17 protein-coding genes and 4 pseudogenes are annotated in these 21,033 nt (G+C 68.8%); 11 read left to right on the top strand and 10 right to left on the bottom strand.

Features of this window, described 5'->3' with window-relative positions; all coding sequences use genetic code 11:
• Nucleotides 1–159: 159 nt before the first annotated feature.
• Together LRS04_RS03120 and ppk2 are read right to left on the bottom strand one after the other, a co-directional pair.
• A pseudogene (locus LRS04_RS03120) lies at nucleotides 160–1,208 on the bottom strand (winged helix-turn-helix domain-containing protein).
• Between the two features lie 303 nt (nucleotides 1,209–1,511).
• Nucleotides 1,512–2,258, bottom strand: a complete 747-nt coding sequence (gene ppk2, locus LRS04_RS03110; protein WP_308238063.1) for a polyphosphate kinase 2 — start codon at nucleotides 2,256–2,258, stop codon at nucleotides 1,512–1,514.
• 198 nt (nucleotides 2,259–2,456) lie between these two features.
• On the opposite strand from ppk2, the gene LRS04_RS03105 reads away from it, so the two are divergent.
• Nucleotides 2,457–3,173, top strand: coding sequence for a 16S rRNA (uracil(1498)-N(3))-methyltransferase (locus LRS04_RS03105; protein ID WP_257815103.1), 717 nt, complete (start codon nucleotides 2,457–2,459; stop codon nucleotides 3,171–3,173).
• Between the two features lie 110 nt (nucleotides 3,174–3,283).
• Entirely contained in the window at nucleotides 3,284–4,639 is a 1,356-nt protein-coding gene (locus LRS04_RS03100; protein ID WP_257815102.1) for a glutamate--cysteine ligase, read from the top strand.
• On the opposite strand, the gene LRS04_RS03095 is transcribed toward LRS04_RS03100, so the two are convergent.
• Nucleotides 4,633–5,346 carry a calcium-binding protein gene (locus LRS04_RS03095; protein ID WP_257815101.1) on the bottom strand — a complete coding sequence of 238 codons (714 nt, stop codon included), beginning with the start codon at nucleotides 5,344–5,346 and terminating at the stop codon, nucleotides 4,633–4,635. The two genes, LRS04_RS03100 and LRS04_RS03095, sit on opposite strands and share 7 nt — an antisense overlap.
• A gap of 508 nt (nucleotides 5,347–5,854) precedes the next feature.
• Nucleotides 5,855–6,022 (bottom strand): annotated as a pseudogene (locus tag LRS04_RS27560) (Ig-like domain-containing protein); the annotation flags it as partial.
• Here LRS04_RS27560 and LRS04_RS03090 point away from each other — a divergent pair.
• Entirely contained in the window at nucleotides 5,961–6,305 is a 345-nt protein-coding gene (locus LRS04_RS03090) for a hypothetical protein (RefSeq protein ID WP_257815100.1), read from the top strand. The pseudogene LRS04_RS27560 and the gene LRS04_RS03090 sit on opposite strands and share 62 nt — an antisense overlap.
• Before the next feature lie 54 nt (nucleotides 6,306–6,359).
• Here LRS04_RS03090 and LRS04_RS03085 read toward each other — a convergent pair whose 3' ends face one another.
• Entirely contained in the window at nucleotides 6,360–6,884 is a 525-nt protein-coding gene (locus LRS04_RS03085) for a DUF427 domain-containing protein (protein WP_257815099.1), read from the bottom strand.
• A gap of 190 nt (nucleotides 6,885–7,074) precedes the next feature.
• On the opposite strand from LRS04_RS03085, the pseudogene LRS04_RS03080 reads away from it, so the two are divergent.
• Nucleotides 7,075–8,914 (top strand): annotated as a pseudogene (locus tag LRS04_RS03080) (peptide MFS transporter).
• Between the two features lie 164 nt (nucleotides 8,915–9,078).
• Here the strand turns inward: LRS04_RS03080 and LRS04_RS03075 are convergent.
• Entirely contained in the window at nucleotides 9,079–10,887 is a 1,809-nt protein-coding gene (locus LRS04_RS03075) for a TonB-dependent siderophore receptor (RefSeq protein WP_257815098.1), read from the bottom strand.
• On the opposite strand from LRS04_RS03075, the gene LRS04_RS03070 reads away from it, so the two are divergent.
• Complete coding sequence (locus tag LRS04_RS03070) at nucleotides 10,871–11,197, top strand: hypothetical protein (RefSeq protein WP_257815097.1); 327 nt, start codon at nucleotides 10,871–10,873, stop codon at nucleotides 11,195–11,197. The two genes, LRS04_RS03075 and LRS04_RS03070, sit on opposite strands and share 17 nt — an antisense overlap.
• Before the next feature lie 128 nt (nucleotides 11,198–11,325).
• Here LRS04_RS03070 and LRS04_RS03065 read toward each other — a convergent pair whose 3' ends face one another.
• The 4 genes from LRS04_RS03065 to LRS04_RS03050 form a co-directional block, all read right to left on the bottom strand.
• Nucleotides 11,326–12,621: a TonB-dependent receptor gene (locus LRS04_RS03065; protein WP_257818929.1), complete on the bottom strand. Its 1,296-nt coding sequence runs from the start codon at nucleotides 12,619–12,621 to the stop codon at nucleotides 11,326–11,328.
• Nucleotides 12,622–12,646: 25 nt separating this feature from the next.
• Entirely contained in the window at nucleotides 12,647–13,234 is a 588-nt protein-coding gene (locus LRS04_RS03060) for a hypothetical protein (protein WP_257815096.1), read from the bottom strand.
• Nucleotides 13,235–13,473: 239 nt separating this feature from the next.
• The gene (tldD, locus tag LRS04_RS03055) at nucleotides 13,474–14,874 is read right to left on the bottom strand and encodes a metalloprotease TldD (protein WP_257818927.1); all 1,401 of its coding nucleotides are present in this window, start codon (nucleotides 14,872–14,874) and stop codon (nucleotides 13,474–13,476) included.
• A gap of 60 nt (nucleotides 14,875–14,934) precedes the next feature.
• Nucleotides 14,935–15,303, bottom strand: coding sequence for a DUF3140 domain-containing protein (locus LRS04_RS03050; protein WP_257815095.1), 369 nt, complete (start codon nucleotides 15,301–15,303; stop codon nucleotides 14,935–14,937).
• A gap of 251 nt (nucleotides 15,304–15,554) precedes the next feature.
• On the opposite strand from LRS04_RS03050, the gene coxB reads away from it, so the two are divergent.
• From coxB to LRS04_RS03020, 6 genes and pseudogenes are all read left to right on the top strand, one after another.
• The gene (gene coxB / locus LRS04_RS03045) at nucleotides 15,555–16,553 is read left to right on the top strand and encodes a cytochrome c oxidase subunit II (RefSeq protein WP_257815094.1); all 999 of its coding nucleotides are present in this window, start codon (nucleotides 15,555–15,557) and stop codon (nucleotides 16,551–16,553) included.
• 18 nt (nucleotides 16,554–16,571) lie between these two features.
• Nucleotides 16,572–18,230: a cytochrome c oxidase subunit I gene (gene ctaD / locus LRS04_RS03040; protein ID WP_257815093.1), complete on the top strand. Its 1,659-nt coding sequence runs from the start codon at nucleotides 16,572–16,574 to the stop codon at nucleotides 18,228–18,230.
• An 83-nt stretch (nucleotides 18,231–18,313) separates the two neighbouring features.
• Nucleotides 18,314–19,283, top strand: a pseudogene (gene cyoE / locus LRS04_RS03035) (heme o synthase).
• Nucleotides 19,284–19,436: a hypothetical protein gene (locus LRS04_RS03030; protein ID WP_257815092.1), complete on the top strand. Its 153-nt coding sequence runs from the start codon at nucleotides 19,284–19,286 to the stop codon at nucleotides 19,434–19,436.
• On the top strand, nucleotides 19,414–20,025 hold the full coding sequence (locus LRS04_RS03025) for a cytochrome c oxidase assembly protein (protein ID WP_257815091.1): 612 nt from the start codon (nucleotides 19,414–19,416) through the stop codon (nucleotides 20,023–20,025). Before LRS04_RS03030 ends, LRS04_RS03025 begins: the two co-directional genes overlap by 23 nt.
• A gap of 105 nt (nucleotides 20,026–20,130) precedes the next feature.
• Complete coding sequence (locus LRS04_RS03020) at nucleotides 20,131–21,000, top strand: cytochrome c oxidase subunit 3 (RefSeq protein WP_257815090.1); 870 nt, start codon at nucleotides 20,131–20,133, stop codon at nucleotides 20,998–21,000.
• Nucleotides 21,001–21,033: the final 33 nt, after the last annotated feature.

Below are 21,033 nucleotides of genomic sequence, written 5' to 3'. Positions count from 1 at the left end.
CCGCCGCCGAGCTCAAAAAGCTTCACAAGATGATCGGAAAATTGATGCCAAGCGTGTCCGCACGCGGGTGATCGGCCGCCTATCCGACCATTCAAGTATGCCATTGCGAGTTTCGCGAGTCAAGAACAAAGCGCGAACAAATGCACTCGCTCGCAACGCTCAGACCACCTCGCCGAGCGCTGCCGCCAGATCGCCCTTGGACTGGACCTGGACGCGGTCCAGCCCGAGCCAACCGGCCATAAGCTTCAGCTCGGCGGCGAGGCGTTCCGGGGCCTCGCCGGTCGCCCAGGGCTCGGCGTGGGCCGCCTGGACAAGCAGGGCCGAGGCCTTGCGGTCGGCCTTGAGGTCGACGCGGGCGGTGATCGCGTCGCCCTCCAGGAACGGCAGCACATAGTAGCCGTGCTGACGCTTCTCGGCGGGCGTGTAGATCTCGATCCGGAAGCGGACGCCGAACATCCGCTCGGTGCGCTCGCGGAACCAGATCAGGTTGTCGAAGGGCGAGAGAAGCGCGTGGGCCTCCACGCGCCGGGGCGTCCTGGCGGCGGGGTCGAGATAGGCCGGTTCGCGCCAGCCCTTGACGGTGACGGGGAGGAGGTCGCCGGCCTCCACCAACTCGGCCAGCCTGACCTTCGCGTCGCCGACCGGCAGGCGGAAGTAGTCGCGCAGGTCGCGCTCGGTGGCGACGCCCATGGCGCGGGCCGCGATCTTCATCAGGCCGCGCTGGGCCGCGTCGCGCGGCGGGGTCGGCAGGTCGAGGATCTTCGCCGGGATGACCTTTTCGGGCAGCCCATAGACCCGCTCGAAGGTCCCGCGGCGGGTGGCGGTGGTCAGCTCGCCGGTCCAGAACAGGCCCTCGACGGCGCGCTTGGCCTCGCTCCAGCCCCACCAGCCGCCCTCGCCCTTGTGGCCGAGCTCCAGCTCGGAGGCGGGGAGGGGCCGCGGGCGGCGATCTCGTCCAGCACCTTCTCCACGAAGTCGCGCCGTTCGCGCAGGAACTTCGCGATGCCTTTCCAGACCCCGACCCCGTCGTGGGCGTCCTGCATCCGCCAGCGCAGCAGGGGCTGGCTCTCCAGGGGAACGAGGCTCGCCTCGTGCGCCCAGTATTCGAACAGGGGCCGCTTCCTCGCCCAGGCGAGCTCCTCCAGCAGCGGGCGCGGGTAGGCGCCGAGGCGGGAGAACGCCGGGAGGTAGTGGGTGCGCGAGACCACATTGACGCTGTCGATCTGCACGACGCCGAGCCGCTCGATGGTCTTCAGGAGCTCACGCCGGCCAGGCGCCGCCGGTCGCGGGCGGGCGAAGCCCTGGGCGGTGAGCGCGATCCGGCGGGCCTGGGCTGCGGTGATCGTCTCAGGCTTCAATCCACCCCTCCAGACGCACGTGCTGGCCAGGACCCTACCGACCGAACAAAGAAAGAACAATGGGTTGTAAACGTATGGTTAACGCCGGGACTCGCCCCTCGGGGTGAGCGGAACAAAGGCGGATTTGGGGGCGTTTAGCGCTCCAGGCGGCCGTCAGTGAGGGCGGCGACCTCGAACTCGAAAAGCACCTCCGGATCGGGGTCGCGGACGCCCCGGGCGATGCCGTGCGGGGCGAGCACCTTTTAGGAGGTAGCGCATGATGTTGAGCCTCGCCTCCTTCTTGCGGTCGGTGTGGACGATGATCCAGGGCGCCTCGGGGCAGTGGGTGCGGGTCAGCATCTCGTCCCGGGCCCGGGTGTAGGCGTCCCACTTCTCCTGGGCGACGGCGTCGAGCGGGCTGACCTTCAGGGCCTTCAGGGGGTCGGAGCGGCGCTCCTCCAGGCGCTTGGCCTGCTCCTTCCGGGAGATGTCGAGCCACAGCTTGACGATCTGGAGGCCGCCGTCGCGCAGCATCTTCTCGAAGGGGGTGACGTCGCGCAGGAAGATTTCCTGCTCGGCCTCGGTGGCGAAGCCCATGACGCGCTCGACGCCGGCGCGGTTGTACCAGGAGCGGTTGAGGATCACGAGCTCGCCGGCGGCTGGCAGGTGGGGCGTGTAGCGCTGGAAGTACCACTGGGTCCTCTCGCGCTCGGTGGGCTTGGGGAGCGCGACCACCCGGGTGTTGCGGATCGACAGGTGCTCGACCACGCGCTTGATGGCGCCGTCCTTCCCGGCCGTGTCGCGGCCTTCGAAGATGACGAGGTCCTTCTCGCCGGCCTCGATGGCGTACTGCTGGAACTTCACGAGCGCGACCTGCAGCTCGTACTCCTCGGTCTCGTAGGCGTCGTCGTCGTGGGCCATGGGGACTGAACGTCTCACTCCACAATCCGCTCTTCCCGGCGAAAGCCGGGATCCAAGCTGAGGCGCAGACAAGCACAGTACGGCGGCGAGGGGCACGGCCAATCCACCTCCGCTCGGATCCCGGCTTTTGCCGGGACGAGCGGCGGAGGGGATGGCGGGGGGATGACGGCTCCGAGCGCGGAGGGGTAGAGAGCGCGCATGATCCGCCTGCACGTGACCCACGACCTGGCCGCCGGCGCCGAGCTCACCCTCGACGAGGCGCAGAGCCGCTACCTGGGCGCGGTGATGCGCGCGAAGCCGGGCGACGAGCTCCGGGTCTTCAACGGCCGCGACGGGGAATGGCGGGCGATCGTCGGCGCGGTCGGCAAGCGGGCGGTGGTGCTGCAGATCATCGATCCGGCGCGTCCACAGGCGGCGGGGCCCGACCTCGACCTCCTGATCGCGCTCGTGAAGCGCGGACCGCTGGAGACCATCGTGGAGAAGGCCGCCGAACTGGGGGTGCGCCGCATCCGGCCGGTGATCACCGAGCGCACCAACGCCGATCACACCCGCGTCGACCGGCTGCGGGCCATCGCCACCGAAGCCTCCGAGCAGACCGGCCGGCTTGACGTGCCGCAGGTGCTGGAGCCCGTGAAGCTGGAGACGCTGATCGGCGGCTGGGAGCCGGGCCGCCGGCTGCTGTTCTGCGACGAGGCCGGCGACGCCAAGCCGGTGCTGGCGGCCGTAACGGAGCGCGGGCCCTGGGCGGTGCTGGTGGGGCCGGAAGGCGGGTTCTCGCCCCGGGAGCGGGAGCTCCTCAGGAGCCTGTCCTACGCGGTGGCGGCCACGCTCGGTCCCCGCATCCTCCGGGCCGACACCGCGGCGATCTCGGCCCTTACCCTTTGGCAGGCCGCGGCGGGCGACTGGAACCCTTGAGCGGCGCAGCAATTGCACCCATGTGATCTTACGACGTAAGGATGCCGGCCGCGCGCCTCCTTTTGGGAATTGGGGCGCGGCTCCAGGTTGGGACGGGGAAGGAAATCGATATGGCCGAAGTCGCCTGCGACGACCGCCCCCTTGTGTTCGGCGATTTGGTCCGCTGGTTCGAGCAGGGCGCGAAGCCCGCCAGCGCATGGCGCGTCGGCGCCGAGCACGAGAAGTTCGTCTTCCAATTGGGCACGCATGCCCCCGTCCCCTATGAGCCGAACGGCATCAAGGCGCTGCTCGAGGGCCTGACCCGCTACGGCTGGGCTCCGGTCTACGAAGGCGAGAACGTCATCGCGCTGGAGCGCGGCATGGCCAACGTCAGCCTCGAGCCCGGCGGCCAGTTCGAGCTCTCCGGCGCGCCGCTGGAGACCATCCACGACATCTGCGAGGAGACCGGCGGCCACCTGCAGGAGGTGAAGGTCGTCGCCGACGAGCTGGGCCTGGGCTTCCTGGGCCTCGGTTTCACGCCGATCTGGACCCGCGAGCAGATCCCGGTGATGCCCAAGGGCCGCTACAAGATCATGCGCGAGTACATGCCGAAGGTCGGCTCCATGGGCCTCGACATGATGTTCCGCACCTGCACGGTGCAGGCGAACCTCGACTTCGGCTCGGAAGCCGACATGGTCGCCAAGTTCCGCACCTCCCTGGCGCTGCAGCCGATCGCCACGGCCCTGTTCGCCAATTCGCCCTTCAAGGAGGGCAAGCCGACGGGCTTCGTCTCGGCCCGGGCGAACGTCTGGACCGACACCGACCCCGACCGCACGGGCATGCTGGACTTCGTGTTCCGCGACGGCTTCGGCTTCGAGACCTACGCCAACTACGCCCTCGACGTGCCGATGTACTTCGTGAAGCGCGACGGCCGGTACATCGACGTGGCGGGCCGCTCGTTCCGCGACTTCATGGAGGGCAAGCTCGCCGAACTGCCGGGCGAGCGCCCGACCCTGAAGGACTGGGCCGACCACACCACCACGATCTTCCCCGAGGTGCGGCTGAAGCAGTACCTGGAGATGCGCGGCGCGGACTCCGGGCCCTGGAGCCGGCTCTGCGCGCTGCCGGCGCTGTGGATGGGCGTCCTCTACGACTCAGCGTCGCTCGCCGCCGCCTGGGACCTCTGCAAGGACTGGGCGATAGACGACCACGAGCGCCTGCGCGCCGACGTGGCCCGCCTGGGCCTCAAGGCCGAGGTGGCCGGCCGCTCGGTGCAGGACGTGGCCAAGGACATGCTGGCCATCGCACGCGAGGGGCTGAAGCGCCGCAACCGGCTCTCCGGCGGCCTGGTCGACGAGAGCGGCTACCTCGCCGAGCTGTTCGACATCGCCGAAAGCGGCGTCACCCCGGCCGAGCGCCTGCTGGAGCTCTACAACGGGCCGTGGGCGGGCGACGCCAGCAAGGTCTTCGAAGCCTTCGCCTACTGAACCAGCCAGCCCTCGGGCAGGGCGGAGAGCTGCACGCCGGCAAGCACCATCCGACCGCCGCCGGCCAGGTCGATCACCGTGTCGGCGCCCTCCTGGCGCGCCTCGAAGGCGACCCCGTCGGCGAGCCGGATGCGGTCGCCCTGCGTGGCGTCGAAATCCAGGACCACGTCCCGCCCGCCGGCGGCGAGGGCGACGAAGACGTCGGCGCCGAGGCCGCCGGTGAGGGTGTCGTCGCCCAGGTCGCCGAGCAGCAGGTCGTCGCCTGCGCCGCCGTCCAGGTGGTCGTCGCCCTTGCCGCCCTGCAGGACGTCGTGGCCGTCGTCCCCGGAGACGCTGTCGGCCCCGGCGTTGCCGTGCAGGTAGTCGTCGCCTGTCCCGCCGAACACCCGGTCCTGGCCGTCGCCGCCAAACAGCCGGTCATCGCCGCCCTGGCTTCCCACCGTGTCGTCGCCGCCGCCGCCGTGCAACTCGTCGTCGCCCTCACCGAGGATCATGGACTGGGCGGCGCCGTCGCCCATGACCATCTGTTTCCCGCGGCCGCCGACCAGACTGACCGTGCCAGTGACGAGGGCGACGCTGACGCCGTCCAGGTTGACCTGTGTCCCCGGGAGCGCGCCGGAGCCGTCCAGGAAGAGCGCGGTCGCCGGACCATCGGCTCCGCGGACGACCAGCGGACCTACCGACTTGCCGGCCGGGCCCATCCCCATCTGGATGGCCAGGGGGACGACCCCCTTTCCGGCGGACTCGCTCAGGTACTCGGCGAGCGCACGCTCCAGGAAGGTCGTCAGGGGCGCCGGACTGGCCGACGCCGACCCCCATGCTCTCCATCTGGCTGCCTAGGAACCCCGCGGCGGCGGCGGGGCCCACCGGGCCGCCGACCCCGAACAACTGACCGCTGAGGGGGCCCAACGCGCCGGCCGGGCCACCAAGGCCGCCCATCCCGAAAAACTGGCCGCCCATGCCGACCGGAATGTCGATGCCGCCGGCCAATGGCACGGTCAGCGGATGGTCGCCGGTCAACAGGGAACTGAGGATCGGGACGCCATAGCTCACGACCGTCCCCTGCGTGCCGAAGAGCAGATCGAAGGTCACGGGAACGCCCCCCACGATCACGGAGGTATCGTCCTGCGCCGCCGGGTCGGGGTCCGGAGACGAGGTGTCGATGGTCAGGTCGAGCGGATCGGAGGCTACGCTGTCCACGCCGGCGAGCGTGGCGACCGCCGTGAGACTGTGGCTGCCGTCCGACAGCGTTCCAAGTGTCACGCTCCACGTGCCGTCGCCACCCGCGGTGGTCTGTGCGATCTGGGTGGCGCCGTCGTAGATGGTGATGGTCGCGGTGGCGTCGGCGACGCCGTTCAGGGTCGGCGTGGCGTCGTTCGTGATGCCGTCCTCGGCGACGCCGCTGTCCGACGCCGGATCGAGGTTGAGACTGGGTTGGGCCGTGGGCATGGCGTCGCGCGTCCTCCTGGAGTGCGACGCTCCGAACTGGGTCGCCGGCCACCGATATATTCCGCCTGCGGAACTGTATGTGACCGCGGACGCCGCGACCATGGAGAAGCTGGCCGTGCGCTGCAAGACTCAGGCGGGGAGGCGTCATGCCGCACCCAGCTCCACCATCGCCATGAACAAGCTGAACAATTCGACCGACGAGCGGGTGGGCAGCTGACGGCCTGATGACGGTAACCCGTCAGTCGGCGTCGGATTTTCCGGTCAGCCGGGGCTACCGTACTCCGCCGTCGGGCTGGCTGACGTTGGGCTCCCAGTGCTCGCGCTGGGAGCGGCCGTCGCCGGCGTCGGTGTGCTGGATGATCTCGTCGACTTCGGACCGCGGCATGGCCTCGGCCTCGCGGGCGCGGACCTCTTCGTCGTGGTGGGGATTCACGGCGGCGTCGTCGACTTCATAGACCTCGATCTGGTCGGTGTAGAAGGCGAGATGCCCGGCGATGCCGCCGACCGACGGGGCGGCGTCGTCATAGGTCCACACCGCGTTCTCGGCGAAGTGGCCGTCCATCAGCAGGGTGTAGTAGCCGGCGTCGCCCTTGTAGGGGCAGTGGGTCTGGCGGTCGGTGCGGCTCATGTACTCCATGGCCACGTCCTCGCGCGGGAAATAGACGACCGGCGGATAGCTCGCCTCGCGCAGGATCAGGGCGCGGTTGCTGTCGGCGATCACATGGCCGGCGAACAGGGCCCGCCAGCGGCGCGTCGCGGGCTCGACGGTGATCGGATGATCGGGTCCGGGTGTCATCATGGCGGGATCCTCCTGCTGTCGTGATCAACGCCCGAAAGCGGGGCGCGGGTCCCGACCGGAGGCTTTGGGGCACGCCTTTGCTTGTGCTGGCCAAGCCCGCGTGATTTTCTCCCGCGCAATTCGGCCCGGCCGGGGCGAAAGCGCTCTCAAGGCCACGGAAGCCATAGGGAAAACACCGGACGCCCACATGAACATCGTCCTCCTCGTAGGCATCGTCATCACGCTGCTGACCGGCATACCGGTCCTGATCCAGCTCATGCGCAATCACCCGCGCGGGCTGATCATCCTGTTCTTCGCCGAGATGTGGGAGCGCTTCTCCTACTACGGCATGCGCTCGATCCTGATCTTCTACCTGACGCAGCACCTGCTGTTCGACCAGGAGACGGCGGGCAACCAGTACGGCTCATACACCTCGCTCGTATACCTGCTGCCGCTGATCGGCGGCCTGATGGCCGACCGCTGGCTCGGCACGCGCAAGGCCGTCGCCTTCGGCGCCCCTCCTGCTCGTCGCCGGCCACCTGACCATGGCGGTCGAGGGCGCGGGCGCACGGGAAACCCTCACCTACGCCGGCCAGCAGTACGAGGTCGTCGCCGAGGGTCGGATGGAGAACCGCACGGTCAACCTGATGGTGGGCGGCCAGCCCTACGCCTTCGGCCCGGCGGCCGGCGGCGGCATCGAGATCAAGAATCTGCCGGCCACCGCGCCGCTGCCGGCGGTCCTGCCGGCGGGTTCCTACGAGCAGACGGTGACCACCGATCCGCTCGCCAAGAACGCGTTCTTCCTGGCGGTCAGCCTGATCATCATGGGGGTCGGCTTCCTGAAGCCGAACATCTCGACGATCGTCGGCCAGCTCTATCCGCAGGGCGATCCCCGGCGGGATTCCGGCTTCACGCTCTACTACTACGGCATCAACCTCGGGGCGTTCTGGGCCTCGGCGTTGTGCGGCCTCCTGGGCGTGCAGTTCGGCTGGTGGGCCGGCTTCGGCCTGGCCGGCATCGGCATGCTCGCCGGCTTCGTGGTCTTCGTGCTCGGCAAGAAGCACCTGCAGGGCAAGGGCGAGCCGCCGAATCCGGTGGCGCTCACCGAGAAGGTGGTCGGTCCGATCAGCCGCGAGTGGCTGATCTATGCGGCCGGCGTGCTGGGCGTGATCCCCATCTTCTTCCTGGTGCAGTCGAACAGGCTGGTCGGCTGGGCGCTCGGGGTCTCGATCGTGGCCGCGCTCGTCTATGTCGGCTTCATCATCGCCAAGTGCACCAAGGTCGAGCGGGAGCGGATGATGCTCGCCCTGGTGCTGATCTTCGGCTCGGTGGTGTTCTTCACCCTCTTCGAGCAGGCCGGCACCTCGCTGAACCTGTTCGCGGCGACCAACGTCGACCTGATGGGCGTCTCCGCCGCCCAGACCCAGTCGTTCAACGCCGGCTACATCCTGATCTTCGCCCCGGTCTTCGCGGCCATGTGGGCCTGGCTCGCCCAGCGCGGCCGCGACCCCAATCCGACCCTGAAGTTCGGCCTCGGTCTTCTCCAGGTTGGCTTGGGCTTCCTGATCGTGGTCTGGGGCCAGGGCTTCGCGAGCCCAGAGTTCAAGATGCCGCTGGTCTTCCTGGGCCTGCTCTACCTGTTCCACACCACGGGCGAGCTCTTCCTTTCGCCGGTGGGTCTGTCGGAGATCACCAAGCTGTCGGTGGCCCGCGTGGTCTCCTTCATGATGGCCGTGTGGTTCCTGGCGTCCTCCATCGCCCAGTACGTGGGCGGCTGGATCGCCGGCGCCATGGGCACCGAGACGGTGGGCGGCCAGGTCCTCGACCCGGCGGCCGCGCTCGCCACCTCGCTCGACGGCTTCAACAAGCTGGGCTGGGCGGGCGTCGGCGTGGGCGTCGCCTTCGTCGTGGTCAGCTTCTTCATCAAGGGCTGGGCGCACGGGGTGAACGACCCGTCGAACCACCCGCAGCCGGAGCCGATCGCGCCCACCCTCGACGGTGAGCGCCAGGCGGTGAACCCGGCGGCGATCCGGGCGGACAAGGCCTGACAACAAGCCTTCTCCCCTTGCGGGAGAAGGTGTCACCCGCAGGGTGACGGATGAGGGGTCGCACGAGAGATCGTGCGGCCCTTCTTCGTGTCTGGCAGGAGAAGCCGGTGGGACCCCTCATCCGGTCCCTTCGGGCCATCTTCTCCCGCGAGGGGAGAAGGAGATCAGCTCCCGAACGTCTTTCTCACCCGGATGTAGAACATCTGGCCGAAGGTCAGGTCGCGGTCGTCGGTGTAGGCGAGCGGCGCAGTGTCCCTCGGGCCGGCGTACTGCTCGCGGGTAATGCGGATGCCGCGCGAGATCAGGTTCGGCGCCTCCATCCGGAGCGACAGCGAGGGCTGGATCCGCCACTCGGCGAAGGGCCGGATGTAGGCGTCCTCCAGCTTCACCGTGTTGACGCTGTCGAAGCGGTAGTCGCGCTCGCGCCAGCCGGAATAGACGTCGACGCCGTAGCTGAAGCGCCAGCGCGGGATGTCGTGGGTGAAGTTCGCCGACCATTCCAGCGGGCGCAGGTCCGAGATCTCGCGCGTCTCGCCGGTGGTGGGGTCGGTGACCTCGCTGCGGCGCCAGGTGCTCTCGGCGCGGAAGGTGGCGCCCTTCAGTCCGATCCGGTCGAAGGGGAAGCTGATCGAGGCGATCAGCTCGTCCTTGGTCCCGTCGCCGATGTTCATCGGCTGGTCGAAGTAGCTGACCGTGCCGTCCGGCGCGACGGCCTCGGCCGGGCCGCGGTCGTTGACGTCGGAGATCGCCGAGTGGCGGACAGTGACGACCACCACGCCGCCGCCCCAGAACCGCTGCTCGACCGACGCCTCGCTTACCCAGGCTTGCTCCGGCGCCAGGTCCGGGTTGCCGGCGGAGACGCCGCTGCCGGTGTTGAAGTTTGCCGAGGCGACGAAGTCGTCGAAGTTGAGCTGGCCGACCACCCGCTCGAAGCTGGCGCGCAGCTGGGTGGAGGTCGTGGGGTTCCAGCTCACCGCGGCGCGGGGCTTGGCGTAGTAGAGGGTCTTCTCGAGGATCACGTCGCCGTCCGACGAGATCTGCGAGGCCTCGTATCGCAGGCCGCCCTCGAAGGTGAGCTTGTCGGTGGTCCGCCAGGTGCCGCGCGCGAAGGCTTCGCCGCGCTTCTCCTCCACGTGGACGTTGGCGGCCGGCAGCGGCACGTCCTCGCCGTCGACGGAGAGCGTGGTGCCGCTGTCGAGCTGGTTGAAGGCGCCTTCCATGCCGGCCTCGAAGGACAGCCGGTCGTTCCACTTGTACTTCAGCACCGCGCGCCCGATCGTCTCGCTGGACTCCCGGTCGAGGAAGAAGCCCTGGCTGAAGTCCGGGGCGGCGAAGTCGGAGCGGATGGTCTGGTCGCGGGTCTGCCGCAGCGCAATCGCCTCCAGGCTGGTCCTCGGCCCGAAGTCGCGGTTGAACCGGCCGCCGAGCTCGGTGTCCTTGCGCAGGTAGGTGTCGTCGGTGGTCTCGGTCCCGAGCTCCGGCGGCAGCTCGTACCGGTTGTCCTCCTCGAACTTCCAGTGGTCCCAGAACATCCGGCCGTTCACCCGCGCGACCCCGCCGAAAAGCGGCTGCTGGTAGGCCCCGGTGAGAGTCTTCTGCAGGCCGTCGCTCTCCGAGCGCACGTCGGAGCGGCGCTGGATCTCGCCGTTCGGCCCGATGCGCACCTGCGGGCCGTAGTCGCCGCCGTCGTCGTTGCCGTAGCCGTAGCGGGCGGACCCCTCCCACTGGCGCTGGCCCTGGCCGCCGGACAATTCGAGGCGCATGCCGTGCATGTTGCGGCCGTCGTAGAGGTGGTTGTTGGCCACCGCGATCAGGCCGCGCAGGCCGCCGCCGGGTTTCTTGATGACGTTGGCGATCACCGCCTTGCCCTGCATGTCGATGCCGGGCGCGCCGCCGCGGATCAGGTCGATGCGCTCCACCTGGCTGGCCGGAATGCGGCGCAGGATTTCCTCGAGGTTGTCGGTCTTCGACACCGGGCGCTGGCTGTCGATGAGGGCGTTGCCCCCCGCCGCCCTCGAAGCCGCGCACGGTCGCGCCGGTGTCGAGCGTGAAGCCCGGCAGGCGCAGCAGCATCTCCCAGGCGTTGGCCGGCTGCTGGGCGGCGAAGAAAGCGGGCGGATAGCTGATCACGCCCTGCTGGGCCTCTGCGGCCGGAGCGGGCGGAGCGCCCTGCGCCGCGACGTCCGCAGGCACGGCAGGTTGCGGCGCGGCGGCGACGGCCGCCTGGGCCAACAGGTGAACGATCAACATGAACAGAGGTCTCCCAGCAGCGGTCGCAAGTGACCTGCGCCGGGGCTCGGGGGCCAATTAAATGCCCGTAAGGTGGATTAAATCGGCGAAAGGTTTCCGCTGTCTTGCGCGGCGGCGGGCATGGCCTGCCCGCCGCCGCAACGCGCGTCCGTTATTGGGCGTCAGCCGCCGAGCGTCTTGCGGATGCGGACATAGAAGTAACGGCCGACCTGCAGGTCGCGGTCGTCGGTGTATTCCAGGCCCGCCTGGCCGCGGACGCCGCCGTAGCGGTAGCGGGTCTCGCGGAAGCCCCGCTCGGTCAGATTGTCGATCTCGGCGCGCACCGTGATGTCCGGCCGCGGCTTCCAGTCCACGTAGGTGACCACGAAGGTCTTCAGCTTGCGGTTCTGGATCTCGTTGAAGCGGTAATAGGTCTCCCGCCAGCCGCCGTAGGCCTCGGCGCCGAAGGCGAGCTTCCAGGCCGGCAGGTCCTGGGTGAAGCTGGCCTCCCACTCCACGGGGCGCGAGCCGGAGATGCGGCGCTTCTCGCCGGTGGTCGGGTCGGTGACCCGGCTCTTCTCCCACTCTACCTCGCCCTTCAGCTGGGCGCCGCGAAGGCCGATCCGTTGCAGGGGAAGGGTCAGGTTGATCTGGAACGCCTGCTCGTAGCCGGAGCCGATGTTCGCCGGGGCGTCGAAGGCGTCGCCGCTGGGCGAGAAGACCGGCGCGCGGTCGACCACATCGCTGAGCTCGCTGTGCGAGACGGTGAGCACCAGGGCGCCGTCGCCCAGGAAGCGCCGTTCGAAGGCGGCTTCGAAGACCCAGGCCTGCTGGGGCTCGAGATCCGGGTTGCCGGCCTGCACATCCCCGCCGGAGTTGAAGTTGGTGTCGGCGACGAAGTCGTCGAAGTCGAGCTGGTCGACCTCGCGCTCGACGCGCAGGCGAAGCTGGTTTGCCGGGTTCGGCGCCCAGGTGACGGCCAGGCGCGGCTTGGTGAAGTAGAGTGTCTTCTCCAGTTCCACGTCGCCCTCGGAGGAGATGCGGGACGCCTCCTGGCGCAGGCCCGCCTCGGCGGTGAGGGTCGCCGTCGGCCGCCATGTCGCCTTGCCGAACAGCTCGCCGCGGGCCTCCTCGACCCGGACGTTGGCGGCCGGCAGGTCCTGCGCGACGTCGTTGACGACGAAGTCGGTCTCGCTCTCCATCCAGTTAAAAGCGCCTTCGCCGCCGGCCTCGAAGGACAGGGTCTCGGAGCGGCGATGCTTCAGGACGGTGCGGGCGATGCTCTCGCCCGTCTGGCGATCGAGGCTGAAGAGGACGGTGCTGCCCGGCTCGCGGAACGTCTCGCCGAAATGGCGGTCCTGGTTCCGTTGCAGCAGGACGGTCTCGAGGGACGTGCCGGGGCCGAAGCTGCGGGTGTCGCGCGCGCCGACCTCGATCTCCTTGGTGTCCTGGCCCCACTGGTCGAGGGCCTTCTCCACGACCGGGAAGCTCTGGTAGTCCTGCTCATCGAAGTTGAACTCGTCGAGCAGGATCCGGCTGTTGAGCCGCAGGCGGCCGCCGGCGAAGGGCGTCTCGTAGGCTCCGGTGAACACGCCCTGGAAGGTGACGACGCCTTCCGATTCCACGAAGGACCGGGCGATCTCCCGCCCGCTGGCGTCGAGGCGGACGTGGGGACCGTCCCCCCGCGCCGTCGTCGAAGCCCTGGGCGATGAGGGCGCCGGCTTCCCAGTTGCGGCCGTTCGATCCGCCGGAGCCCTCCAGGCGGAAGGCCGGCGCGATGATCCCGGTGTCGGCGGAGAGCTTGCCGGACGCGGCGATCAGGCCGCGGAAACCGCCGCCCGACTTGCGGACCACGTTCACCAGGACGGTCTTGCCCTGCATGTCGATGCCGGGCGCGCCGCCGCGGATCAGGTCGATGCGTTCGACCGAGCCGGCCGGGATACGGTTGAGGATTTCGCCCAGGCCGTCGCTCTTGGCCGCCGGCCGCTGGCCGTCGATCAGGACGTTGCCGGCTGCGCCCTCGAGATCCGCGGACGTCGTCGCCCTCGTCGAAGGTGAAGCCGGGAACCCGCTCGACCATCTCCAGCGCATTGGTCGGCCGAAAGCTGTCGAAGAACGACGGCGGGTAGCTGATAACGCCCTGCTGCGGGGCCGCGGCGGCCTCCGGAACCGCGGCCGCGACCGCCTGCGCCAACACATGAATGAGCAGCATCTACCTCTCCCCAGAGCGGCCGCAGGTGACGGCGTCCGTTACGGGAGGGCCAGTTAAATGCCTGTAACTTGGATTAAATCGCCGACATGTTTGCCGCGGCGATTGCTCCGTGGTCGGGTCAGATGCTCGTTCCGCCGACCGTCAGGCCGGTGATCTTCAGCGACGGCTGGCCGACGCCGACGGGCACGCTCTGGCCGGCCTTGCCGCAGACGCCGATGCCGGGGTCGAAGGCGAAGTCGTCGCCGATCATGGTGACGCGGGTCAGCGCAGAGGGGCCGTCGCCGATCAGCGTCGCGCCCTTCACCGGCACCGTCACGCGGCCGTCCTCGATCAGATAGGCCTCGGTGCACTGGAAGACGAACTTGCCGTTGGTGATGTCCACCTGGCCGCCGCCGAAGTTGGCGCAGTAGAGGCCGCGCTTGGTCGACGCGATCATCTCCTCGCGGTTGGAATCGCCGCCCATCATCCCGGTGTTGGTCATCCGCGGCATGGGCATGTGGGCATACGACTGCCGGCGGCCGTTGCCGGTGGCGGTCAGGCCCATCAGCCGCGCGCTCATCCGGTCGTGCATGTAGCCGACCAGGATGCCGTCCTCGATCAGGATCGTGCGCTCGGTCGGCGTGCCCTCGTCGTCGACGGTGAGCGAGCCGCGGCGGCCGAGGATCGAGCCGTCGTCGAAGACCGTGACGCCCGGGGCGGCCACCCGCTCGCCGATCTTGCCCGAGAAGGCCGAGGTGCCCTTGCGGTTGAAGTCGCCTTCCAGCCCGTGGCCGACCGCCTCGTGCAGCAGGACGCCGTTCCAGCCGGGACCCAGGACCACGTCCATCTCGCCGGCCGGGCAGGGGACGGCCTCGAGGTTGACCAGCGCCTGGCGAAGCGCCTCGTCCACCGCCGACTGCCACTTGTCGGGGGTGATCCAGGTCTCGAAGCCGGCGCGGCCGCCCTGGCCGGTGTAGCCGTTCTCGCGGCGGCCATCCTTCTCGACGGTGACCTGTACGTTGATGCGGGCGAGCGGACGGACGTCGCGGATCAGCCGGCCGTCGGCGCGCAGGATCTCCACCGTCCGCTGCTCGCCGGCCATGGAGGCCATGACCTGAACCACGCGCGGGTCGCGCGCGCGCGCCCAGGCGTCAATCTCTTGAAGGAGCGCCACCTTGTCCGAGAAGCCAGGGGAGGCGAGCGGATTGTCCTCGCTGTAGAGCCTGGCGTTGGTCGGGCGCGGACCTTCGGCGGCCACGCCGGCGTAGCCGCGCTTGGCCAGACGGGCGCTGTCGGCGGCGCGGCGGATCGCCGCCTCCGAGACCTCGCTGGCGTGGGCGTAGCCGGCGGTCTCCCCCGCCACCACGCGCAGGCCGAAACCCTCGGTCGAGTCATAGGCCGCCGATTTCAGGCGCCCGTCGTCGAACAGGAAGGATTCGCTCTCGCTGCGTTCGACGAACAACTCGCCGTCGTCCGCGCCGGCCAGGGCGTCGCCGAGGATTTCCCGGGCGCGGTTCGGATCGACGCCGGCGGCGTCCAGGAGCGAGGGGCGGGGGCGTGGGCGTTCATGGGGCCAAGATAGGGAGGCGGGCGGCGCGCGTCACCCGCCCCCGTGCTCAATGGGGCGGCCTTTCAGGGGATCGTGACCCCAGTTCATCAGGCTCCAGCGCCAGCGGGTGTCGGTCACATCCCCCCAGGGACGCTGCGCGAGATGGCGGCGGCAGTAGCCGATGACCTTCTTCATATGGGCGTAGTCGGCGTCGGTCAGGTCGGCGACCGCCTTGGCCTTGATGGCGAGGATCTTCCGGGCCGACTGGCGGCCGACCGATTCCGTCTCGCCGCGGCGGACCATGCCGACCTTCTTCGACTCCACGGTTTCCAGCCAAGCCTTCAGCTCCGAGGGGCTGAGGTTCACCAGCCGGCCGAACTCCCGGCGGATGGCCAGTTCCTCGTCCGGGCTCAGGTGCATGCGAATCCCTTGCGAACGCCATTCGCCGGAAGCGGCTCACCGGCGCATACAAATACGGCCCGAGGCGGCCCGCGGATGCATCCTCTCCCTTGGACGATGGCAAGCGCTTGGCAAGCCAAAGCGATGCGCGTATGCACGCGCCCGAAGGGCCGGGCAGCGTGCGTCAGCACGCCTGCGCGCGCTTTTCTGACAGTCGGCGGGGGCGATCGTCAGTTTCGCGAGACGCGGCCGGCCAACCAGACCGAGGGGACATGAAGTCGAGGTTTCAGGGTATGCGGGCGCTGACGGCAGGCGCCGTCGCGGGCGCAATGTCGGCGTTCTGGGGCGCTTCCGCCCTCGCCAATGACCTGGTGGGGCAACCCACGCCGGGCGCGATCGACCTGCAGCCGGGCGTGACCCCGCTCCGGGACGACGCCATCTGGTTCCACAACTGGATCCTGCTGCCGGTCATCACGGTCATCACGCTGTTCGTGCTGGGCCTGCTGGTCTGGGTGATCGTCCGCTACAACAAGCGGTCGAACCCGGTGCCGGCGCGCTGGAGCCACAACACCCTCATCGAGGTCATCTGGACCCTCGCCCCGGTCCTGATCCTGGTGGTGATCGCGATCTTCTCGTTCAAGCTGCTGTTCGCCTACCACGACATGCCAAAGCCGGACCTGACGGTTAAGGCGACCGGCTACCAGTGGTACTGGGGCTACGAGTATCCCGACCAGGAGATCTCGGAGTTCGTCTCCAACATGCTGCCCGAGGACCAGGCCAAGGCGAAGGGCGTCCCCTTCCGTCTGGCGGCCACCGAGCCGCTGGTCGTCCCGGTGAACAAGACCGTCCGCGTGCTGGTCACCGGCGCCGACGTGATCCACGCGTTCGCCGTGCCGTCGTTCGGCATCATCACCGACGCCGTGCCGGGCCGGGTCAACGAGACCTGGTTCAAGGCCGACCGCACTGGCGTCTTCTACGGCAACTGCCGCGAACTGTGCGGCGTCGACCACGCCTTCATGCCGATCGAAGTCCATGTGGTGACGCAGGCCGAGTTCGACGCCTGGGTGGCCGCCAAGGGCGGCAGGGACCCGGCGGCGACGCCGACCACCCTCGACGCCGCGGCCGACGCCGCCACCGCCGCGCCGGCCGCCGCCGATGCGGCGCAGCCCGCCGCCGCCACGGTCAATCCGGCTGCGACGGCGCCTGCCGCCACCGCGCCCGCCGCTGCGACCACCGCCACGCCCGCGCCCACGGCGCCGGCCGCGAAATAAGCCAGGAATAGCGTTCAGATGGCCACGTCAGCCGCTCACGACCACCACGACAGCCACGACCACAAGCCGGGCTTCTTCGTGCGGTGGTTCTTCTCCACCAACCACAAGGACATCGGCACGCTCTACCTGCTGTTCGCCATCATGGCGGGCCTGGTGGGCGGGGCGCTCTCCGGCCTGATCCGCTGGGAACTGGCCGAGCCGGGCATCCAGGTGTTCCGCGACGGCAGCCTGCTCGCGCAGACCGGCCTGATCGAGCCCTCCAAGCACGGCTACAACGTCGTCGTCACCGCCCACGCCCTGATCATGATCTTCTTCATGGTCATGCCGGCGCTGATCGGCGGGTTCGGCAACTGGTTCGTGCCGCTGATGATCGGCGCGCCGGACATGGCCTTCCCGCGGATGAACAACATCTCGTTCTGGCTGCTGGTGGCCGCGTGGGTGCTGCTCTGCACCTCGATGTTCGTGGACGGCGGCCCCGGCCTCGGCTTCGGCGGCGGCTGGACGGCCTATCCGCCCTTGTCCACCTCGGGCCACGCCGGCCCGTCGATGGACCTGGCGATCCTGTCGCTCCACCTCGCGGGCGCGAGCTCGATCTTGGGCGCGATCAACTTCATCACCACCATCTTCAATATGCGCGCGCCGGGCATGACCCTGCACCGGATGCCGCTGTTCGTCTGGTCGGTGCTGGTCACCGTCTTCCTGCTGCTGCTCTCGCTGCCCGTCCTGGCCGGCGCGATCACCATGCTGCTGACCGACCGGAACTTTAACACCCACTTCTTCGACGCGGCCGGCGGCGGCGACCCGATCATGTACCAGCACCTGTTCTGGTTCTTCGGTCACCCCGAGGTGTACATCCTGATCCTGCCGGGCTTCGGCATCATCAGCCACATCGTGTCGACGTTCTCGCGCAAGCCGGTCTTCGGCTACCTCGCCATGGCCTACGCCATGGTGGCCATCGGCTTCATCGGCTTCGTCGTGTGGGCCCACCACATGTACACCGTGGGCATGAGCATCAACCTGCGCGCCTACTTCGTGGCCGCGACGATGGTCATCGCCGTGCCAACCGGCGTGAAGGTGTTCAGCTGGATCGCGACGATGTGGGGCGGGTCGATCGACTTCAAGACGCCCATGCTGTGGGCGATCGGCTTCATCTTCCTGTTCACCGTCGGCGGCGTGACCGGTGTGGTGCTGGCCAACGCCGGCATCGACTACAGCCTGCACGACACCTACTACGTGGTGGCGCACTTCCACTATGTGCTGAGCCTGGGCGCCGTGTTCGCGATCTTCGCGGGCTTCTACTACTGGTTCGAGAAGATCTTCGGCGTGAAGTACCGCGAGTGGCTGGGCGCCGTGCACTTCTGGATCACCTTCATCGGCGTGAACCTGATCTTCTTCCCGCAGCACTTCCTGGGCCTCCAGGGGATGCCGCGCCGGTACATCGACTATCCGGAAGCCTTCACCTACTGGAACCAGGTCTCCTCGCTGGGCTACGTCGTGACGCTCGTGGGCGTGGGCGTGTTCCTGGTGGTGCTGGTCGACGCGATGGTCTTCCGCCGCAAGGCCGAGGCCAATCCGTGGGGCGAAGGCGCCACGACGCTGGAGTGGACCCTGTCCTCGCCGCCGCCGTTCCACCAGTTCAACGAACTGCCGGTGATCAAGCCGGACGCCCACCACTAGGCGTCGGGCTCCTCCGGGACCAACTCAAATTGGGGGCGCGCTCCGCAAGGGGCGCGCCCTTCGAACATTCCGAGTATTCTGGCATGGCCATGGCTACGGCCCATTCCCCCGAACGCACCCCGGCCAGGTGGCAGGACTTCCTCCTGCTGCTGAAGCCGCGCGTCATGAGCCTGGTGGTCTTCACCGCGCTCACCGGCCTCGTCGCGGCCGAGACGCCGGTCCACCCGCTGCTGGGCGCCGTGGCGATCCTCTGCATCGCGGTGGGCGCGGGCGCGTCCGGCGCGCTGAACATGTGGTACGACGCCGACATCGACGCGAAGATGCGCCGCACGCGCGGCCGGCCGGTGCCGGCGGGCCGGGTCCAGGGTTCGGACGCCGCGGCGCTGGGGATCGTGCTGTCGCTGTTCTCCGTCATGCTGATGGGCATGGCGCTGAACTGGCTGGCGGCGGGCCTGCTGGCCTTCACCATCGTCTTCTACGCCGTCGTCTACACGATGTGGCTGAAGCGGTGGACGGCGCAGAACATCGTCATCGGCGGCCTGGCCGGCGCCCTGCCGCCGGTGATCGGCTGGGCGGCGGCTTCCGGGACCGCGCCGCTGAACGCCTGGCTGCTCTGCGCGATCATCTTCATGTGGACCCCGCCGCACTTCTGGGCGCTCAGCCTCTACACCTCCGAGGACTATCAGAAGGCCGGCGTGCCGATGATGCCGGTGGTGGCGGGCGCGGCCTCCACCCGCCGGCAGATCTGGATCTACAGCCTGCTGTTCGTCCCCTTCGCCCTCGCACCGGCCTTCACGGGCCTGGGCGGCGGCGCCCTACCTGGCCGTGTCGGGCGTCGGTGGGCTCGTGTTCCTGCTGCTCGCCTGGCGGCTCTATCGCAGCCGGGCCGGCGAGGCGGCGGGCCAGCGCAACGACGACGGGCTCTACGACGTCCGCGCCGGCGCGAAGGACGCGCGCAATCTGTTCGCGTTCTCCATCCTCTACCTGACGCTTCTCTTCGCCACCCTTCTTGTGGAACACCTGGCGGGCCTGCCCGCCCTGGAGGTCTTCTAGATGAGCGATCCCGTCCGCGAGTCCCCCGACCAGGCGAAGGCCCGGCGCGGCCGGAATATCGCGCTGGCCCTGGGGCTGGTCCTGTTCATTGTCCTGATCTTCGTCGTCACCATCGTGCGGCTGGGCGCCAATGTCACCGAACGTCCCTTCTAAACCCCCGATCACGCCGGAGCAGAGGCGAAACGCCAAGGTCGCCCTGATCTGCGCGGCGGCGTTCTTCGGCATGACCGGCATGGCCTTCGCGTCCGTGCCGCTCTACCGGGCGTTCTGCCAGCTCACCGGCTTCGACGGCACGACCAAGCGGGCCGAGGCCGCGCCCGACACCGTGCTGGACCGCAAGCTCACCATCCGCTTCGACGCCAATGTCCGCGACCTGCCCTGGACCTTCACGGCCGAGCAGACCTCGCAGCCCGCGAAGATCGGCGAGACCAAGCTTGCGCTCTTCACGGTCAGGAACAACAGCGACCAGGCGATCACCGGCCGGGCGGTGTTCAATGTCGTTCCCGAGCAGGCCGGCCCCTATTTCCAGAAGCTCGACTGCTTCTGTTTCTCCGACCAGACCATCGGCCCGGGGGAGACCGTGGAGATGCCGGTGCTCTATTTCGTGGACCCCAAGTACGCCACGGACTTCGAGACCAAGGGCAAGCAGGAAGTCACGCTTTCCTACACCTTCTTCCGCTCCGTGGACGCCCCGCCGACGCCCGAGACCGCCCAGGCGCACAAGCCGGCGAACGCGGGTTAGGCTTTCCCCCTTGGCGGGAGGCGCTGGCGAAGGCTATAGCGTCCCCGATTTCCGCCGCGCGCGCGACTCATGGGCGCGCGGTGACTTGCGAGGGTGTAAGGCGCAATGGCCGCTGGCGTGAAGCACGACTACCATCTGGTCAATCCGAGCCCGTGGCCGCTGACCGGTTCCATCGCCGCCGTCGTGATGGCGATGGGCGGGGTGGCCTGGATGAAGGGCCTGTTTGGCCTCGACAAGGGCACCTGGTGGCTGTTCGCCGCCGGCCTGGCCGGCGTCCTCTACACGATGTTCGGCTGGTGGCGGGACGTGGTGAAGGAAGCCAACCAGGGCGACCATACGCCTGTGGTCTCCATCGGCCTTCGCTACGGGATGATCCTGTTCATCGCGTCCGAGGTGATGTTCTTCGTCGCCTGGTTCTGGATCTTCTTCGAGATGGCGCTCTTCGGCGAGCACCGGACCCTGTCCTCGATCGAGGAGGTCCGTACCGCCTGGGCCACCTGGCCGCCGCACGGCGTCGAGACGGTGCCGGCCTGGGAGCTGCCGCTGCTCAACACCCTGACCCTGCTGCTCTCCGGCACGACGGTCACCTGGGCGCACCATGCGCTGCAGACCGGCGACCGCAAGGGCGCCAAGCTCGGCCTGATCCTGACGGTGATCCTCGGGGTGCTGTTCACCGCGATCCAGGTCTACGAGTACCACCACATCCTCGAGCACCAGTACTTCTTCAACGAGGAAGCGGCGAACTCGGGGCTCTACGGTTCGGCCTTCTTCATGGCCACCGGCTTCCACGGCTTCCACGTGCTGATCGGGACCATCTTCCTGATCGTCTGCCTGATCCGCCTGATGAACGGGGCCTTCACCCCGCAGAAGCACTTCGGCTTCGAGGCGGCGGCCTGGTACTGGCACTTCGTCGACGTGGTGTGGCTGTTCCTGTTCGCCTTCATCTACGTGGTCTTCGGCGGCCCGGCCCACTGACCGTGCCCGCGGCCCGCAACCCGCTGCTCGCGG

Origin of the sequence: Phenylobacterium sp. J367 (assembly GCF_024699985.1) — a bacterium.
Classification (GTDB): domain Bacteria; phylum Pseudomonadota; class Alphaproteobacteria; order Caulobacterales; family Caulobacteraceae; genus Phenylobacterium.
Note: the sequence above shows the minus strand (reverse complement) of the source record. Positions and strands in the feature narration are given on the sequence as shown.

Coding starts and splice junctions, on each gene's coding strand:
- ppk2 (WP_308238063.1), bottom strand. CDS start 2,258: ATGGCCCACGACGACGACGCCTACGAGACCGAGGAGTACGAGCTGCAG.
- LRS04_RS03105 (WP_257815103.1), top strand. CDS start 2,457: ATGATCCGCCTGCACGTGACCCACGACCTGGCCGCCGGCGCCGAGCTC.
- LRS04_RS03100 (WP_257815102.1), top strand. CDS start 3,284: ATGGCCGAAGTCGCCTGCGACGACCGCCCCCTTGTGTTCGGCGATTTG.
- LRS04_RS03095 (WP_257815101.1), bottom strand. CDS start 5,346: ATGGGGATGGGCCCGGCCGGCAAGTCGGTAGGTCCGCTGGTCGTCCGC.
- LRS04_RS03090 (WP_257815100.1), top strand. CDS start 5,961: ATGGTGATGGTCGCGGTGGCGTCGGCGACGCCGTTCAGGGTCGGCGTG.
- LRS04_RS03085 (WP_257815099.1), bottom strand. CDS start 6,884: ATGACACCCGGACCCGATCATCCGATCACCGTCGAGCCCGCGACGCGC.
- LRS04_RS03060 (WP_257815096.1), bottom strand. CDS start 13,234: ATGCGCTGGAGATGGTCGAGCGGGTTCCCGGCTTCACCTTCGACGAGG.
- LRS04_RS03050 (WP_257815095.1), bottom strand. CDS start 15,303: ATGCACCTGAGCCCGGACGAGGAACTGGCCATCCGCCGGGAGTTCGGC.
- coxB (WP_257815094.1), top strand. CDS start 15,555: ATGAAGTCGAGGTTTCAGGGTATGCGGGCGCTGACGGCAGGCGCCGTC.
- ctaD (WP_257815093.1), top strand. CDS start 16,572: ATGGCCACGTCAGCCGCTCACGACCACCACGACAGCCACGACCACAAG.
- LRS04_RS03030 (WP_257815092.1), top strand. CDS start 19,284: ATGAGCGATCCCGTCCGCGAGTCCCCCGACCAGGCGAAGGCCCGGCGC.
- LRS04_RS03025 (WP_257815091.1), top strand. CDS start 19,414: ATGTCACCGAACGTCCCTTCTAAACCCCCGATCACGCCGGAGCAGAGG.
- LRS04_RS03020 (WP_257815090.1), top strand. CDS start 20,131: ATGGCCGCTGGCGTGAAGCACGACTACCATCTGGTCAATCCGAGCCCG.